Annotated in this window: 14 protein-coding genes; 4 read left to right on the top strand and 10 right to left on the bottom strand. The window is 29.5% G+C overall.

Translation table 11 applies throughout. From position 1 onward, the window contains the following. Window positions 1–44 precede the first annotated feature (44 nt). On the top strand, window positions 45–1,430 hold the full coding sequence (locus COL3_RS20415) for an MATE family efflux transporter (protein WP_008421116.1): 1,386 nt from the start codon (window positions 45–47) through the stop codon (window positions 1,428–1,430). Window positions 1,431–1,540: 110 nt separating this feature from the next. Here the strand turns inward: COL3_RS20415 and COL3_RS20420 are convergent, their stop codons facing one another. Then, window positions 1,541–2,302, bottom strand: coding sequence for an SDR family NAD(P)-dependent oxidoreductase (locus COL3_RS20420; RefSeq protein WP_008421118.1), 762 nt, complete (start codon window positions 2,300–2,302; stop codon window positions 1,541–1,543). 274 nt (window positions 2,303–2,576) lie between these two features. On the opposite strand from COL3_RS20420, the gene COL3_RS20425 reads away from it, so the two are divergent. Beyond that, a complete protein-coding gene (locus COL3_RS20425) occupies window positions 2,577–3,563 on the top strand; it encodes a glycoside hydrolase family 18 protein (RefSeq protein ID WP_008421119.1) in 987 nt (328 codons plus the stop codon). Window positions 3,564–3,655: 92 nt separating this feature from the next. Here COL3_RS20425 and COL3_RS20430 read toward each other — a convergent pair whose 3' ends face one another. Continuing rightward, entirely contained in the window at window positions 3,656–3,955 is a 300-nt protein-coding gene (locus tag COL3_RS20430; protein ID WP_008421121.1) for a SoxR reducing system RseC family protein, read from the bottom strand. Window positions 3,956–4,298: 343 nt separating this feature from the next. On the opposite strand from COL3_RS20430, the gene COL3_RS20435 reads away from it, so the two are divergent. After that, window positions 4,299–4,931: an aldehyde dehydrogenase family protein gene (locus COL3_RS20435; protein WP_008421123.1), complete on the top strand. Its 633-nt coding sequence runs from the start codon at window positions 4,299–4,301 to the stop codon at window positions 4,929–4,931. Between the two features lie 167 nt (window positions 4,932–5,098). On the opposite strand, the gene COL3_RS20440 is transcribed toward COL3_RS20435, so the two are convergent. Continuing rightward, complete coding sequence (locus tag COL3_RS20440; protein ID WP_008421124.1) at window positions 5,099–6,316, bottom strand: HDOD domain-containing protein; 1,218 nt, start codon at window positions 6,314–6,316, stop codon at window positions 5,099–5,101. Between the two features lie 507 nt (window positions 6,317–6,823). Beyond that, a complete protein-coding gene (locus COL3_RS20445) occupies window positions 6,824–7,123 on the bottom strand; it encodes a hypothetical protein (RefSeq protein ID WP_008421126.1) in 300 nt (99 codons plus the stop codon). Window positions 7,124–7,365: 242 nt separating this feature from the next. On the opposite strand from COL3_RS20445, the gene COL3_RS20450 reads away from it, so the two are divergent. Further along, the gene (locus COL3_RS20450; protein WP_008421128.1) at window positions 7,366–9,705 is read left to right on the top strand and encodes a PAS domain-containing sensor histidine kinase; all 2,340 of its coding nucleotides are present in this window, start codon (window positions 7,366–7,368) and stop codon (window positions 9,703–9,705) included. Window positions 9,706–9,934: 229 nt separating this feature from the next. On the opposite strand, the gene COL3_RS20455 is transcribed toward COL3_RS20450, so the two are convergent. From COL3_RS20455 to COL3_RS20480, 6 genes are all read right to left on the bottom strand, one after another. Further along, window positions 9,935–10,297 (bottom strand): response regulator, encoded by a 363-nt coding sequence (locus tag COL3_RS20455; RefSeq protein ID WP_008421132.1) that lies wholly within the window; start codon window positions 10,295–10,297, stop codon window positions 9,935–9,937. A gap of 48 nt (window positions 10,298–10,345) precedes the next feature. After that, on the bottom strand, window positions 10,346–13,195 hold the full coding sequence (locus COL3_RS20460; RefSeq protein WP_008421134.1) for a response regulator: 2,850 nt from the start codon (window positions 13,193–13,195) through the stop codon (window positions 10,346–10,348). A 17-nt stretch (window positions 13,196–13,212) separates the two neighbouring features. Continuing rightward, on the bottom strand, window positions 13,213–14,283 hold the full coding sequence (locus COL3_RS20465) for an HD domain-containing phosphohydrolase (RefSeq protein ID WP_008421136.1): 1,071 nt from the start codon (window positions 14,281–14,283) through the stop codon (window positions 13,213–13,215). A gap of 236 nt (window positions 14,284–14,519) precedes the next feature. After that, complete coding sequence (locus COL3_RS20470) at window positions 14,520–15,992, bottom strand: protein adenylyltransferase SelO (RefSeq protein ID WP_008421138.1); 1,473 nt, start codon at window positions 15,990–15,992, stop codon at window positions 14,520–14,522. A 288-nt stretch (window positions 15,993–16,280) separates the two neighbouring features. Next, complete coding sequence (locus COL3_RS20475) at window positions 16,281–18,287, bottom strand: glycosyltransferase family 39 protein (RefSeq protein ID WP_008421141.1); 2,007 nt, start codon at window positions 18,285–18,287, stop codon at window positions 16,281–16,283. A gap of 258 nt (window positions 18,288–18,545) precedes the next feature. Beyond that, on the bottom strand, window positions 18,546–19,487 hold the full coding sequence (locus COL3_RS20480; RefSeq protein ID WP_008421143.1) for an ADP-ribosylglycohydrolase family protein: 942 nt from the start codon (window positions 19,485–19,487) through the stop codon (window positions 18,546–18,548). Window positions 19,488–19,524 lie beyond the last annotated feature (37 nt).

Below are 19,524 nucleotides of genomic sequence, written 5' to 3' on the forward strand. Positions count from 1 at the left end.
TTAGTATAATAACCTAATGAAAGACTACTAAGGAAGTGAAACATATGACTAAAGATATGACAAAAGGCAATATAACAAAGCATCTTATAAACTTTTCTATACCACTAATACTTGGAAACGTCCTGCAACTAACCTACAATGCAGTTGATTCAATTGTCGTAGGAAGGTTTTCTGGAACAGGTGCATTAGCAGCAGTGGGAACTGCTAATCCTGTAATGAATATTGTTATTTTAGGAATAACTGGGGTAAGTATTGGAGCCTCGGTACTCATGAGCGAATTCTTTGGAGCTGGAAGGTATGAGGATTTAAGAAAAGAAATATCCACTATTTTAATATTTGGATGTTTTTTCTCATTACTAATTGTAATACTCGGTTTAATTTTTTCAAAAGATTTATTAATTCTTCTTAAAGTTCCTAACGAAATTCTTTATTCTGCAACTCTTTATCTTAAAATTATTTTTGTCGCGATGCCATTTACATATTTATATAATACAGTATCATCGGCAATGAGAAGTGTTGGCGATTCAAGAACCCCTATAAGATTCTTAGCAGTTGCATCTATTTTGAATGGATGTCTTGATTTTGTTTTTATTGGCGGCTTTAACTTGGGCGTACTTGGGGCGGGGCTGGCAACAGATATAGCTGAAGCTTGTTCTGCAATTTTTTGTATAATTTACATTTATAAAAATGTTCCATTATTAAAATTAACTAAAAGCGATATGAAAATAGATATAAAATTTCTAAAGCAAACTCTTGTACATGGTTCTATTACAGCTCTACAGCAATGTTGTCAGCCAATTGGAAAATTATTAATACAAGGCACTATTAATCAACTAGGTATTGCTGCTATTGCATCATTTAATGCAGTAAGCAAAGTTGATGATTTTTCAATTATACCAGAACAAAGTATATCTCATGGAATGATGACCTTTGTTGCACAAAATCGAGGTGCCAATAATAAAAAGCGTATAAAATCTGGATTTAAAACTGGATTATGCATAGAATTTTGCTATTGGATATTCATTTGTTTGATTATTTTAGCCTTAAAAGAACCAATAATGAAACTGTTTGTTTCTTCAGGGGATACAAGCATGGTAACTATAGGTGTCAGTTACCTAAGCCTTATGGCCTTTTTTTATGTTCTTCCTGGTTTTACAAATGGAGTACAAGGCTTCTTTAGAGGTATGGGAAACATGAAAATCACATTAGTTTCTACATTAATACAGATTTCCTTTCGAGTAATATTTGTATTTATACTCGTTCCACGTATAGGTCTAGCGGGTGTTGCATATGCAAGTTTTATAGGATGGATCCTTATGTTAGCTTATGAAATACCATATTACTTTATATATAAGAGAAAAAATCCTTTATTAAATGATTGTTCAAAATCTGATGAAAATGTTCAAGTGCAAGGAAGAATTTGTTCTTAATAAATCAGGCTGAGATTTACTATATATTAAACCTCAGCCTATTTAATGTTATTTTATAATTTACCGCCTCTCTTGAATTTTTATAAACTTATATTATGATATCTGATAATTTAAAATTTAGGTGTTCTACTCAAAAAACTCTCCCATGCTGCTTTGGTTCCTTGGCGGATCTCATCCATTGATGCAGAAAGTCTTTTTTCTGTACCACCATAACCTATTTCCAAATTCTCATTTTCTAATCCTTTAAATACAGAATCGGCTAAATCATTCACATCTACACCAAAAGTATGTAAGCCTGCGCCTCCTAAATCAGTATTGACGGCTGGAGGAAATACCTCAATAACATTTACATTTGTCTTAGCTAATTGTAATCTCAAGGATACTGTAAATGAATGTAGCGCAGCCTTCGTTGCACTATAAATAGGAACCCAAACACCTGGTGTGATTGATAAGCCAGATGATATATTAATAATTGAAGAATTATCCCTTTTAACCAATTCTGGAATAAAAAGCATAGAAAGATGAATCGGTCCCTCTAAATTTATTGCAATTTCATCAGAATAATAATTCCAATCTTCAGTGGCATTTAAAAGATTTACTCTTTGCTGAATACCAGCATTATTAACTAAAAAGTTTAAATTCGGGAACTCCTTACTAACCCAATTGAACAAGGATATACGATCAGATTCTTTTGATACATCACATGTCCTAGTATGTAATTCTGGATACTTACTCTTTGCTTCCTGCAGCTTATCTTCTCTTCGCCCCACTATAATCACTTCATTGTTTAACTTTAAGAAACGTTCTGCTAATGCAAAACCAATGCCAGATCCTCCTCCTGTAATTAAAATTGTGTTTCCTGATAACTTCATAATTTCCACTCCTTTGCTTTATATACATAGTTGCTAAATAATAAGTAATAAAATCATAATATTCTTATTATGCTAATAATTTTTAAATATATATACACTATCTTTGTTTATTATAAATTGATTTTCCATAAGATTGATTGTACTTACATAAATTATTATATTAATAAATTTATTAATGCTCATTTATTTTTAGGTCAAATAAGATATTAATTTAATACTTTGTAAGTATAATATCTAATTTGATGAACTTATCCCTATAAGCTTAGGAGGACTTATGAAAATTAAAAAATTAGTTCCAACATCTCCATATAATATAATAGGATATGTTTATGGCACGCCTAGTGCTATAAATGCACACAAGTTAACCCATGTTAATTATGCTTTCGCAAATATTGAAAAAGGTAAGATTTTTGTATCCAATAGTAAAGATTTATTAAAGTTAGTATCTTTTAAGTCATGTAATCCTAATTTAAAGGTTATTCTTTCAATCGGTGGCTGGGGCGCTAATGGTTTTTCTGATGCAGCTTATTCAATATCTTCAAGAAAAATCTTTGCTGATAGCTGCTTAGAAGCTATATATAAATATAAATTAGACGGTATAGATCTTGATTGGGAATATCCTGTAAGTGGTGCCTGTGACTTGATTAAATGCAGTCCACAAGATAAAGAAAATTTCACACTTTTGATTCAAGCAATACGATCTGAAATAGGATGTGATCAAATACTAAGCATAGCTGCTGGAGCAGATGAATTCTATATCAATAATACAGAAATAAGTAAAATTGCAGATATATGTAATTATATAAACTTGATGACCTATGATTTTGCATACCGCACTCACAACGCAAACCTATACCCTACAAATTATAATCTTGGCTCGAGCATAAGTTGTGATGAATCAGTAACTGCACTTATCAAAGCAGGAGTACCTGCATATAAAATTAATTTGGGCATTCCTTTCTTCGGATTACGTGATCATCAATACCTTTCATACAAAACTCTCATTAAAAGTTATATAAATAAACATGGTTGGACAAGATACTGGGATGATCAAGCTAAAGCTGCTTACTTAAAAAAGAATGATTCATTTATAACTTATGAGGACGAGGAATCAATTTATTACAAAGTTAAATATATAAAATCCAAAGGCCTTGGAGGAGCAATGTTTTGGGAAAATAATCAAGATTACAAAGGAATTCTTCTAAATAAACTTTGGATAGGTTTAAAAAAAATTAATCTACCTGTAATTATGAGGAACTAATCTGATAATAATGTCCTAAAATAAATTTAATCTAAATGTATTTTAGGACATGCCTTAAATTCTATGATTTTTATCTTTTAATTCACCGCATTTCATAGATCATCCCAATGAATCTTTTCAATTTTTTCATCCGCCTTTGCTGATTTATCAAATAATTTTATTATAACTGCAGATAATGCGAATCCTAATATTCCTCCTATTATTTCAGATATTTTAGTAGAAATATCAATAAACGTACCTAAATATCCTCCAATAAATGCACCAACCAATATAGATATAATCGGAAAAATAAAAATAATAAAGGCTGCTACTAGCATATTAGTTTTTTTTTCTTTTGAGCCTGATTGACTTTTACAATTAGTAATGTTTTCTTCTTGATCTTCTATTTTCACATTAATCACTCCAATAATAAATTTAAGTTATTGCATATTAAATTGTTAAAATACTACTTAATGTTCAAATATTATTTCCCTTATTCAGAGAACAATACGCTCCTTAGTTAGTTTTTTAACAACTTAAAATAAAATTCAGAAAATTCTCAACAACCACTTGAATAGTTAGCAACACATTGTTATAATAAGAATTAAGATATGAAAAATATTTATCTATATTTTTTTGAAATTTATTGTTAAATTATTAACGTTAATTATTTAACCTTGTTCAATTAATTTGGTGTTATGAAGTATTTGTATAAATTAATTTTAAGCAATAAGAAAATAAAGGGGACGGATATCAATGATAATTAAAAAACCAATCCAATATGCAATTATAATAGATAAACAAGGCGATCATGGTGTATTTGATACTATGAACGATGCAATTGATTCAGCTTATACAGCATGCGAAGAATTCTCAAAATATAGTTTGTCAAGAAAAAATGAAATTATAGCGGCAGTTACTAATGTTTTACAATCTAACTTAGAAGAACTTAGTTTAATGACTTGCAAGGAGATTACTTCTAAATCATATGATGAACTCCTTTGTGATAACACTGTTGCATTAAAAAACTGCGAAAATGATAAATATCTTGAAGCTAGATTAGCTGCAAGTAATATTGAAAATTCCAATATAGTTAATGGAGTAATTGTTTCATGTGCTAACCCAATTGAAATTATAATTAAAAATAGCATATTAATGCTTAAAGCTGGAAATGCAATAGTATTTTCATCTAATGAAAATGTAAAACAAGTATTTGCACATGCTATTAAACTAATAAACAACGCAATAGAATCGGTAAATGGCCCTAAAAATCTCGTAACAACAGTAAAGAAGCCTAGCATTGATAATACTAATATATTAATCGGACATGAGAAAATAAATTTAATTTCTGCAATTGATAATAAAAATACAGAGAAAATAGCTTTATAGAAAATTGTATTTTTCTTTTTTGATTCAATATTATTTAGCCCCATATGGGGCATTTTTTAGTTAAAAACCCTTACCCTAGAAAAATCTTTTTCAAAGATAAGGTCTAATTATATAATTAAAATGTTTATATTTTCAATAATGATTAGAAATTATATTTTTTAGTTTATTTACACATCTATTTCCTCTAAATTTTTTAGATTTAATATGGCTCCTAAGTAACAATCACTTACAAATTCTTCACTTATTTTAAGTTTCCTTATTAACTTATTTACCTCAATCCAATTTCCTCTTTCATATTCTACCACTAAGCTCAAAAGTTCAGAAAGTATATTCTTTCTTCCTAATAACGCATCTTTAACATAATCTGAAATTGGCAGCTCATTTAAAATATTTAAAATAGGTATTTTTAAAAGCGCATCAATTAATGAAAACATCCCGCTTAAAAAAGCATCAAATTCAAGAATATCAAATCTTATTTCCTTACTCAACGCTTCCATAAAAGAAGCTCTAATTAAAGACATTTTTACTAGTTCATCAATACTGTTTTCCCCCATTTGTTTGAGTGAAATAATAAAAATCCATCTTCTTAATTCATTAATACCGATTATCATAATAGCTTCACCAATAGATTTAATTTTTCTTTTTAAACAGTAATGAGCTGAATTTACTGCTTTCAACAACTTATATGATAAAAGTACATCATTTTTTATTAAGGCTTCTATTTTTTTTATATTTATATTATCTTTGTTTAACTCTTCTAGTAAATTCATATAGATAAACCTATAGCCAGATACATCCTTCCCCGAGATAATCATTGGCTTGCAAAAAAAATAACCTTGAAAATAGGAATATCCATATCGTAATGCTTCCATATACTCTTCTTCTGTTTCTACCTTTTCGGCTAGAAATTTTATATTTTTATTTTTTATTCTCCTCATTATCTCTTTTCTTTCATTGCCTTTTGTAACAAGAAAATCAACTTTTATTATATCAATATATTTTATCAATTCATCGAATTGTTCATGATACATAAAATCATCTAGTGCAATAATGTAACCTTTTTCCTTTAATCTTTTGCAACACTCAATTATTGTAAAATCTGGCTTTACTGTTTCTAGTACTTCTACTGCAATATGATCCTTTGAAAATCTTTCTATAATTTCTGATTTTATTAAATCCTCATCAAAATTAATAAAAGCTTTTTTACCTCCAGTAATTTTATTAAATCCTATGACTAGAAAACTGTTTCTAATTACATCTAAGGTCGGGTTCACATTTTTTATGGAAATAAATTCATTAATATTGCTATTTCTAAAAAGTAATTCATAAGCAATTACTTCCTTCTTACTATCAAATATCGCTTGTCTAGCCACAAATACGTCCATAATATTCCCCCTCACTTTTAAATATTCCCAATTCCTTAAAGCTTCATTTTTCATATTTGATGAAGGCTTATATCCATTTTCATTTATACTACCAAAAGTAGCTCCAACAAGCCTTGATACTTCATTAATATCCCATTTTCACTTTCAAAATCTATTCCTACGAAATTTATTTATTTTCTTCTACATCTTTAATTATGATAACCAATTATATATAATTATTTCTATATTAAAACAACAATTATTATATTAACCTCTAAATATGTATTAATTATACCACTTTAATGATAATATGTAAATATATGTAATATAAATATATTTTTATAATTATATGCAAATAGTGTTGTCGCAAAATAAGGAAAGGCAGTAAAATTTTATTAAATATAATTTACTGCCTGTAATTCAAAACTAATATAATTGTAGCACTTACAATCCGTAATTCCTTCTATTTACAAACAGATTTAAAGATGTCATTACTTCCCTATCTCTCTACTTCTAAAGCTTATAATTTTACGATTGAGAGACAAGTGTTCCGCTTGCAGAAAAAGTTCCATGATTAGTATTAATAGATGCTGATATTACCTCATTGCTTAAAGTTCCTTTAACATGATATTGTATTCTAGCTATTAAGCTTCTAGCTTGTCCCGAAAATTCAAAATTATTTCCACTAATTTTACCATTATAGAATTCACTTTTAGCTCCCATCCCTTCAAGCACACCTGATAAAGAATTCCCAGTTATCACAAGTGTAATTCTGCCTTTTTGAATTCCAAACGGAGTGCTCATTGTGATATTATATATTCTTGTCAATTTAAATACGCCCCCTTATTTAAAATAAATTTATTAATTTTATATTAGAATATGATAAAAAGAATTCAGAATTACTAATTAAGCCATAAAAAATGAACAGTAAAATAATATTTTTGAAAAGTTCCATTTTTTCTAATTTTCTAACATTTTAGTAAAATATACAAAAATATCAAGTTATATGATATTATAATTTTGTACTAATAGTACAATTCAAATTAATTTTGTGTATTGGGGGGACTATTTTGAATAATGAGTTTTATAATACAAAAAAATCTTTAATTAAAGAGAAAGATGAGATAATACTAGACGTTAATAATAATTTTATAAACCTAACACAATTTACCAGAAGCGAATTATGTGGTAAAAATATTACTAAAATTTTCAATGAATTATTTAGAAGCAGTAATGAAATTAATATATCTGATAACGAAACTCGATTAATTTTGTTTACTAAAACTTTTGAAGTAAGGTTTGTTAACATAAAAAAGTTTAAAGATATCGACAACATTACCAATATTTATATTTTTAGTGAAATAGAAAATTCACGCTTAGATAATAAACTCCTTTTTGTTGAAAATTTAATAAATGATAACAAGGTAGGCATAGGCATTTACACTTCAAATGATTTTAAGCTTATTAAAGCAAATAAAAAATATTTATCTTATATGCCAAAACCATTCAACTCAAAAGATATAGTATATGGAAAATGTATAGATGAATTTATTCCTAATTTTGAGGCATCTGGTGCAAAAAATCTCTTAACAAATATTGTAAAGAATAATAAACCAGCTTATTTTACTGAACTGCATGGTCATATTTTAGGGAAAAACGATTATTGGGATAATACTATTACACCAATATCTGAAGACGGAGAAGTAAAGTACATCATGTCTATGCTTGAGAACGTTAATGATCGAGTCTTAAGTAGAAAGCATATACAAAGAAAAAATAAGCAATTGAAAAGTGTTATAGAAAGCGTTGAAGACTTAATCTCAATAGTTGATAAAAACGGTAAGTATATTAAGCAAAATAACATAATAAGATGTTTATTTGGAGAGAGTGAATATAATAATTATGTTGGATACTCATGTAATGTAGGAAAATATTATGATTTTTCCGGTAATCCTATCCCTTATGATGATTTATGCTTTGTTAAGCTATTGAAAGGTATAAAAATTAAAGGCCAAAAGCTTAAATATGTTTACAATAATAAAGAATATTATTTAAATTGTAATGTAATTCCTATTTTTGATGAAAACAGCCAGCTTGATACTGGTGTGATAGTAATTCAAGATATCACTGAAATTGTAAAAAACAACAATCTCATATCAAAACAAAATAAAGAACTTGAAGTAATACTTAATAACATTTATGATGCATTAATAGTTATAGATAAATATGGTAACTTTACTAGGACAAACAAAGCCTTAAACAAAAACTTAAGAAAAAATCATTCTATGACAACTACTGATAAACTTGAGGATTTTATCCTTAATGAAGCAAAGTATTACGATGATAATGATAGAGAGTTAGATATTAAAGATTTACCTATCTTTAAAGTTTCTAAAGGTATAACCGTAAAACAGCAACGCGTGATAATTAAAAACGAACATAATAAAGTTCATCTTGAAATAAGCGCTGTGCCTATTTTCGATGAAAAGGGAAATTTTGAATACGGAATAGTTCTTGCTCATGATATCACACATATTATTGAAAACAATGATAAAATAAAACATCAACAACAGCTTATTATAAAAACAGAGCAAGAGAAACTATATGCAATCGAAAAAGCACTAGCTATGAAGGATGAATTTATCTCTTTAATTTCCCATGAATTTAAAACTCCCTTAAATGTAATTTATTCAGCTGTGCAACTAATTGAATATGCTTACATTAACGAAATGCCAGACAAAGCAAAAAATTTAATTAAAAATATAAAACAAAATACATTTAGACAGCTGCGGCTTGTAAATAATTTATTAGATATTACAAGAATAAATTCTGGCAGATTTAAATTACATATTAAAACTATTGATATTGTATCGTTAACAAAGCAAATTTCTCAATCAGTGAGACTTTATTCAGATCAAAAGAATATTGAGTTGATCTTTAAATGCAATATAAAATGTAAAAACATCTCTACCGATGATGAAAAACTTGAGCGGATCATCTTAAATTTACTTTCTAATGCAATTAAATTTACAGATGCAGGTGGTACTGTTACTGTAAGCCTGAGCGAAGATAAAAAAACAAATGCAATAATAATACAAATAACTGATACAGGCCTTGGTATCCCAAAAGATAAACAAGAACTCATATTTGAAAGATTTGGACAGGTGGATAGCAATTTATCACGACAAGCAGAAGGAACAGGAATAGGTTTATCCCTTGTAAAGAAATTAGTTGATGTTTTAAATGGAACAATAGAGCTGGAAAGCGAACCAGGTAACGGCAGTGCTTTTAAAATAACTTTGCCTATAAACGAACATATAGGTAACGAAGATACAAATACTTCACTTTTTGAAGGAAGTAATAGATTAGTCAATTCACTAAATGTTGAATTTTCGGATATTTATTTATAATAGACAAATCCATATAACAATTAAGCATGTTTAAACAAAACTAGGTACAAGACATCTATTACATTAGATCAAAAGACCCTTTGTAGACTACGGATACCTAGTTTTCTAGTCAAACATTAAAAAAATATTATTTATGATTTCTATTATAGTTTATATGTATAACTTGTAATTTATTAATATATTGGGAATATGTATTTAATACCCAGTAAATTTCATAAATAATATGAGCTTATTTATATTCCTCTAATATTTGCAATAAATCTTCAGTATCAAAAGGTTTCTTAATATACCCTTTTGCCCCTAATTCTAAACATTCATCTTTAACATCTTCATATCCTACTGCTGAAATAATAATTACAACTGCTTCAGGATTAATGTTCATTATTTCTGATAAAACCTGAATTCCTTCTCCCGTTGTTTCGGACATGTTTAAGTCTAGAATCACAATTTCTGGGCCTGCATTCTTAAACATCTCAATAGCATCATCTTTAGTTGATGCTTCAAACATTATAAATACACCTGCTCTTTTAATAATCTTTTTTACAAACATTCTCATATACGATGAATCATCAACAATTAACACTTTTTTCATATTAAAAACTCCTTTAAAACTTTAATTTTCTATAATCTTAAAGCTCTTCTAACAAAATAAATTTTTTATTTCAATAAAAATTCTATTACATTCATCTAGTTGTTGTTCTTTAGCTTTTTCCTCAAGTTCTATTGCTAATTCATGAACAGATGTAATTCTTAAAGTTCCAGAGGACCCCTTTAACTCATGAGTTAACTTAGCTAACTTATTAAAGTTATTGTTCTTAATAGCATCTTCAATACCACCCAGTAAATCCGGAAGACATCTTATATAGTCTTCAAATATTTCTTTTGCATCCTCTTCTTCAAGTCCTGTAATTTTAATAAAATTATCAATATACTTATCTAAAATACTGCTGTAATTAACTTCAGGTTCTTTTTGTCTAATACTTTCTTCTATCATACTAAACATAATATCAAAATTAATAGGCTTGCTAATATAATCATCCATTCCAGCTTTAATACATTTTACACTATCACCTTCCATGGCATTTGCAGTTACTGCAATAATTTTTGTATGTTTTTTATCGCCTTCAAGCTGTCTTATCTTAGCTGTACTTTCATATCCATCCATTACAGGCATCTGACAATCCATAAAAACAATATCATAATCTTTCTCGGATACAGCTTTTAATGCTTCGCTGCCATCTAATGCCACATCACAGTCCATATTATGTGATTTTAACATACTTATGAATATCTTACGATTTACTTCATTATCTTCAACCAATAAAATCCTTGGCTTTAATTGAGTCTGTATTTCTTTAATGCCACTTTCCATTTCAATTTCATGTTCTTCTTCCTCTTCTTGCTTCAATCCTAATGCCACAGCTACACATCTGATTAAATCATCTCGCCTAATAGGCTTGGTCAAATACGATGAAAAGCCAAATTCCTTTGCCGATTTACCGCATTCTCTTTTTGCATATGAAGTCAATAGTATAAGTTTCACATCTTTTGCAATAGGAATGTTTTTAAGAGCATTAGCAAGTTCATAACCGCTCATTCCTGGCATTTCATAATCTATGATAGCAATATTTATTTTATTGTTTGTATTTGCGTTGGAAATAATTGTAGTTATACCAGAACCAGCATCCCCGGCTTCATATACTTTCAATCCGTTTTCTTGAAGATATAACTTCACAATTTCACGATTATTTGCATTATCATCAATTACTAAAATATTAGCATGATCAAGTTTTTCAAACATGTATATTGGTTCTGCGACCCTTTTTGCAATCTTTAATTTCACATTAAATTTAAATGTTGAGCCTTCCCCAAATTTGCTTTCAACACAAATTTCGCCACCCATCATTTTAACCAATTCACTTGATATGGCAAGTCCAAGTCCTGTTCCACCATACTTCCTAGTAGTAGATGTATCTGCTTGACTAAAAGATTGAAATATATTAGGAATATTCTCTGCTTTAATTCCAATTCCAGTATCTTTTACTTCAAAAGAAAGTAAAGCTATTTCATTCTCTTCCACTAAGCAATCTATAGCAACTGAAATTTCACCACTTTCAGTAAATTTTACGGCATTACTTATAAGATTATTTAATACCTGTTTAAACCTTGATGGATCACCAATAACTACTTCTGGAACATTTGCTTTAATCATGGAATAAAGCTCAATACCTTTATTCGTGGCTTTTGGTACAAGGAGTGAAACGGCATCTTCTATTGCAGTTCTTAAATTGAACTCAATGCTTTCCATAGTTAATTTTTTAGCCTCAATCTTTGAAAAATCTAATATATCGTTGATAATATATAACAACATTTCTGAAGCAGATTTTGCTTCACGAATAAATTCCTTTTGTTCTAAGGACAAATTAGATGTTTCCAATAACTCAAGAAATCCAAATATTCCGTTTATAGGCGTTCTTATTTCATGAGACATATTAGCAAGAAACTGGCTCTTAGCAATATTCGCTGCTTCTGCCTCCACTTTTGCCTTATACAATTCCTTTTCCGCAAGTCTTTGATCTGTAATATCTTCAGCAGTGCAAATTAAGTATTTAATATTGCCTGCTTCGTCTAATTCAGGTTTACACTTAATTTGAAGAAGCCTTTCTTCACCTTTCCAGTTTTTAATCTCAAGTTCCTTTTCTGCAGGCTCATTGCTTTGAAATAACTCCCAATTATTTTTAGAAAGTTTATTTGCAGTATCTACATCAAATATATCATATAAATCTTGATATTCTAACTCACTTTTTTCTTTCCCAAAAAATTTTGCATGAGCTTCATTTACTGTCGCATACGATGTAACATTCTTTAGGGCCCAAATCTGTGATTGAGAATTATTAAGTAAAATAGCTTGCCCATTAATCGTTGCTTCATATTCTTTTTCTTTTGTAATTCTTACCCTTTTGTATGCAAAAGCCCTTGATATGTGTTTTAAAATATCAATTACTTCCTGCTCCCATTCTATAACTTTTGATAAACTCTCATATCCAATAAAACCAATTGTTTTATTTTGATTTTTTAATGGGATAATAAGAGAAGATTTTATTCCTTCTTTTCTGAAAGCTTCTGCTTCAAACATTGCTTCTAAAGGAATTTCCTCAATATTATTTATAGTAACAATATCATTATCCTTAATCTTACGAATTAACCAAGGAAAAGCATAAACAACCTCTTCCTCTTCAATTTCCCTTTTAGGCTTTATATTTATCTTACTCCATTGACCTTCTATCTTCATAAAAGTAGAATCTTCTAAAAAATAATAAATATAAATTCTATCCAAATTAAAGAATGTTCCAATCTCTCCCAATGATTTTTTTAACTCAGCTACATAATTAACACTATCAGCCTCCATTAATTTATGAAAAGTATTATGCAATAAATTTAGATAATCATTGGAATTCTTACTATTTAAGTTAACCTCTATATCACTCATAAACTCCCTCCCAAAATTTAAAACTCACAAGTTTTAGTAATAAAAAGAGTTAATTCCTCTAATAAATCCACCTCATAAGGCTCTAAAAGTGCATTACCCTCTTTATCATATACTACTTTTACTACAGGCCGCATCGGCATAGAGTTATTTTGCCTAACTACCAAACCTTTTTCTTTTGAGCTTAACATTACGCTGCTACCTGTTGGGAAAGCTGCTATATTCATCGTAAATTTTCTTACAATTTCTTCATCAAAATAAATATTGCTCATGCCCACTAGATATTCAATAGCCTCATATACAGTTTTAGGTTCATTTGTACTTCTACCTGTTATCATATTATCAAAAACATCACATATGGAAATTATTTTTGCAATTTGGTTAATTTCATCACCTTTTAGTTTTAAAGGAAAGCCGCTGCCATCACTTCTTTCATGATGCATTAGGGCCGTAACCTTAACATATGCATTCCAAATTTGCTGACTTCCTAGAAATTCATACCCAACCTTAGGATGATTAAATTCAATATACTCATCTAATTCTTCCTTAGTCTTAAATTCTGATAAAAGTTTCTTATCATTCATGAGTTTTATTCTGCCTATATCATGCAGAATTCCAGCTGTAGCTATATCTTTAAGCTTTGACATATTATAACCCATGTGAGTTCCTATTATTGTCGCTAAAACACAGACATTTACTGAATGTGAATATATATTATTATCGCTTGCACTTATTTCTGCAACATTTATTAAAACATCCTTATTGGATAGTATATCTTCAATTACTGAATTCACTGAATTCATAACACTACTATTATCAGTTTTTCCTTCACGGCAATGTCTATCAATCATCTCCTTAACAGCATGCTTGCTCATTTGCCTTGTCTTTTCAGAAATAGTTTCTTCAATAACAACATTTTTTGATATATCATCTTCAATATATACTGAGTAAATTCCAAGTTCTTTAATTCTTTCAATAAAATACGGCTTTAATTCCACTCCAGCGCTAAGTAATACTCTGCCGGCTTCATCATAAATCTGTTTTCCAAGAATTTCGTTTCCCTTCAAACTGGAGACACTTACAACTCTCATATTTTCCTCCAAATGAAATAATTAGTTATATATATATTATCCATTAAATAATATACACCTCATTTTAAATTATACTGTTTTTAGACAAAACTAACCAGTTAAATTTTAGTTCTTTTTCATAAATGAATGTAAATAAAACAAATAACTTAAATTACTCTTATATAAAAATAAAAAAACACCTACTTTTAGCAAGTGTTTTTAAAATAGTCATGAGGTTTTTTAACACATTTCTCCTATTAAGTACCACAGAAAGTTCTATACCTGCATGAAGACTTCGGTGGCAATGCTGCGTAAGCTGATTGCTCTGGTAAATGAGCATATGGATTTGAAAGAACCTCGAGCAATTTTTCCATAACCCTATAATCTCCATGCTCTGCTGCTTCTAAGGCATCTTCTACTCGATGATTTCTAGGTATAATAGCAGGATTAAAACTTTTCATTAGTGCATGAGAATAATCTTTTGATTCATGCTGCCTACCTTTTCTTTCCTTCCATACCTCGTACCACTCAGTAAATGCATTTGTTTTAAACATATCTATATCTGTAAATCTTTCAAAAGTTAATGCGTTAAAAGTATTTGTATAATCTGCATTATATTCCTTCATCATATTTAGAAGTGCGAAAATAAGTGATTCGTCTTCTTGCTCTTCATTAAATAGCCCCAATTTTGCTCTCATTCCTGACAGCCAGTTATTTTTATATAAATCCGCAAAATCTGAAACTGCGTCTTGGGCTAATTCTACAGCCTTATCCTGATTATCACTAAGCAGTGGTAAAAGAGTTTCAGCAAATCTAGCTAAATTCCAGCCTCCAATATATGGTTGATTTCCATACGAATATCTTCCTTCACGATCAATTGAGCTAAACACTGTTTCAGGGTCATAGGTATCCATAAATGCACATGGACCATAATCTATTGTTTCGCCACAGATAGACATATTGTCTGTATTCATTACTCCATGAATAAAACCAACCAACTGCCATTTAGCTATTAAGGAAGCCTGACGCTTAATCACTTCTTTTAACAAGAAAAGATATGGATTCTCAGCTGCACAACCATCTGAAAAATGACGCTTTATAGTATAATCAGCCATAGCTTTAACTTCTTCAAAACCACCATATTCTGCAGCGTATTGAAATGTTGCAACACGAATATGACTGGCAGCCACACGAGTTAGAATTGCACCTTGCAATTCAGTTTCTCTAAAAACAGACTCTCCCGTTTTAACAACAGCTAAGCTTCGAGTTGTAGGAATACCTAAGCCTTTCATTGCTTCGCTTATTATATACTCTCTAAGCATTGGACCAAGAGCTGCTCTTCCATCCCCGCCTCGTGAATAAGGCGTCCTTCCTGAACCCTTAAGCTGAATATCATATCTATCTTCAGATGGAGTAATTTGCTCTCCAAGGAGAATAGCACGACCATCTCCTAACATGTTAAAGTATCCAAATTGATGTCCGGCATAAGCCTGAGCTAAAGGTAAAGAACCTTCAGGAATCTTGTTCCCAGCAAATACTTCTATGCCATCTTTACTTTCCAGATACTCTATATTTAAACCAAGGGATGTGGCAAGTTTATAATTTAGAATAACCAATTCTGGTCCTCGTACAGGTGTTGGATTCTGTTTACTAAAAAATCTTTTTGGTAAATTAGCGTAACTATTATCTAAATTCCAGCCTGTTTCAATTTTTACTTTTGTATCTTCCATGGTATCTCCTTTCTTCTATCTTTTGTATTTAACTTTTATTTTACGTAAACAAAAATGATGACATTCTATGATATATTTTGGATATATACTTTTATATCAAAACAATGCCATCCTTTTTAGTATCTGCTTCTATTAATTTATTATACTTTTTCGTATAAAAATACTCTTATTAAGTATTAGCTTTGCCTGCATATTCTGGATAAAGATATAGATTTATAGTCAACGAAACTATTTTTCTTAATAGCTTCATTAATAATTCTCAATCATATTTATTTCTAATATGATGCTTTATTTCAAGTCATATAACTGAACGCTTTCATCTGCAACAGATTCTTTATTATCTGAAGTATTAACTTCCTGCCATTCTCTAACGTTCACACGTTTCCCATTCTTTATAATCCAATCAGTAAGTGGATGATTAGGATTACCTACATTAAAGCTCTCACTTCCTTGGCCTTCTTTAACAATTACATATCGTATTTCTTTACTAGCAACTAATTGCTCAAACTGATCTATAGTAATTATTTTATCAAATCCACTAAATCCTCCAATTGTCATCACAGGTTCACCAGTTTGAATTATTAAGTCTGCCGCATAATTCATTGCACTTGGTACGGCAACAAGATATTTTTCACCTGATTTATTGGCCTTTAAAAATTTTATTAACTTTGAATTATTAACAATACTTATCTGCCTGTTACTTGCAAGCTCTAATCCTGCTGATGGACTAGTTGGATCCATTCTATAAAATATTGGAGTAAAAGACCAAACTGTTGGAGGAATCAAAATTCCTATTAATGCAGCACTTACTACTATTTTATTTATAATTTTTACCTTAATAAGTTTGTAATCATCTCCGTACTCCTTTTTTTCAATATGTCCCAAAGTACTTTTATTAATTCTAAATGGATTTACTATAGAAAGTATTATGCATGATACAAATACTAAAATAGCAGTTTCCAAAATTACGGATTTATATACGATCGATTTATTATAATTATAAGATAAAATAAGTATTTCAATTCCACCATTAATACTAATTGCAGCTGGCAATAAATAGGACTTCCACGTTTTTTCTTTATAAAATTCCCACATTGCTATTATTCCTATGCCTACTAAAGCTGCAATGGGTGGTGCCATAGTAGTCAAATAATACGTATGAAATGAATCTTTTGTACTGCTAAAATATATAAATTCGGGAAACAGCCACAGAAACCATAATAATAAATCTATTTTTTTACTATTGTTAAATGGGGGTTTTAACTTTTCATTAATTGCGGCTGAAAAAAATCCAAAGAAAGCTAATGGTAAAAGCCAACTAATTTGATCTGATATATTTTTATTTGAAATTAATCTAAACATATTTGCTTTTAAACTATCTTCTATATTAACCGTGCTTCCACCACTTAAATTTAACATTGTTCTATTAATTGTTGAATCAATTGCTCTTGCATTTATACTAAAATTCGATGAATTACTTTTTCCACTTATTTTAGACTTATTGCTTAATCCAAGTCTCTCCAAACCATTATGGCCTATTATAAGTTCTATAACACTGTTATTAGTGCTGCTCCCTATATACGGCCGCACATCTTTTGGAATTAAATCTACAACTATAGCCCATGAAAGTGATACTAATAAAAGAATAATCGTACCTATGCTAAGATGAAGTATTTTCCTCTTAAAAGTAATCATTGAGGACAGAAGGTATGTAATATATATGGCTGGAGCAACCATATAAGCTTCGACCATCTTGATATTAAAACCTATTCCAATAAGAACTAAACTAATAATAAGATATTTAACTTTTCCCTTTTCAGCCGCTATAGAAAGAGCCCAGCAAGCGAATAGTAAAACTAGAACCAGCAAGTTATCAATAGTATTGTTTCTACTGGCTGCTACAAATATTGGAGTAACCGCAAGGCACAGTGCTGCAACTATTCCTGACATATTTCCAAAGGATCTTTTAACCAAATAATAGATAAGGCCAACTGAAATTACTCCGCTGAGAGCTTGAGGTAAAATCAAGCTCCATCCGCTAAAACCAAACATCTTTGCTGATATAGTTTGAATCCAGAAACCTAATGGCGGTTTATCAATAGTTACAAACCCAGAAGGATCGAATGAGACGAAAAAAAAATTTCTAAAGTTCTGGAGCATACTTTTTACACCTGCAGCATAATAAATATTTCCATATCCCTCCAGTTTTAAATTTGCGAAATTTAAAACTGCAGATAATATTAATACAGGAATTAATAAATAATTCTCCTTTAAAAATTTTGCTTTATCCTTCAAATTTACCACCTCTGAATTATATTTAACATTATATTGCATATAAATATAAATTTTATTCTTTAATGGATTAAGTATTATTTACTTTTTACTTTCATTGAGCTTTGTTAATTACCATAATCAAAAACTAGCTTAATAGTAAATACTAAGCTAGTCTTATTTTTTTAATACTATAATAATCTTTTCTATTACCTAATTTATTATTATAAATTAAAATATTTATATACAGATAAATAAATATGTATAAACTTGGAATATGCATTAAAACTCAATTTTATCAATAAGCTTAAATATCTTTTCTTTTCCTCGTAATCTTTCATACCACTCTTTTTTTATATTATCATAACCATAAATAATTCCTGCTAGCCCGCCTGCTACTGCCGCTGTTGTATCTGTATCGTATCCCATGGCTACAGCTTTCTTAACTACGTCCTCATAAGAATTGCTCTCCCTGATAACTTTAATGCTACTCTTTAAACAATCTACTACATATCCTGTTCCAGACTCTAATAATATATTATCAGGCAATATATTATTTTCTAATTCATTTAGATGCTCATTTTTACTTTCATATATCTTCTTCAACGTTGAAACTGCATTACTATATGCTTCTTCAAAGCCTTTTTCTAACAATAAATTCTTCGCTATTAATGAATAAAGTGCGCAACATACTTGGCAGCATACATTTCCATGGGTAATTAAAGATTGTTTATGAGAAAATTCTACTAACTCTTCATCTGTTCCCCTGTGCAACAATGGAATTCCTAGAACTCTCATAAGTGAACCGTTCCCTTTACCTTCTGGGATTATTAGTCCGCTCTCAAGAGGTGATACTCCATTTCCATATATTTTAAGTGCAGCAAGTGTTTGATTTCCAACATCAAATACAATTTTGTCTACAGCCCAAAGCCCATTATTTAACCATTTAAATATTTTATATGCTAAATTATCAACATCAAAACCTCTGCACTCTATATAACTATCTAATACACACAAAAATTGCGCACTATCATCAGAATAAGTCCCTATCGGCACATCAGTATATGATTTTTTAAACCAACTTGGTGGATCCAAATCTATTTCTTCTAATTTAGGTATTTGAGAAGCTTCATAATACTCATACGGAACACCCACTGCATCCCCTATTATTAGTCCCCATATTCCTCCCAATATTTTATTTTTCGAGTATGATTTATTACACATAATTCACAATCTCCCCCATCTTTTTTGCACTATTTAT

It is taken from the genome of Clostridium sp. LS (assembly GCF_002760435.1).
Lineage (GTDB): Bacteria > Bacillota > Clostridia > Clostridiales > Clostridiaceae > Clostridium.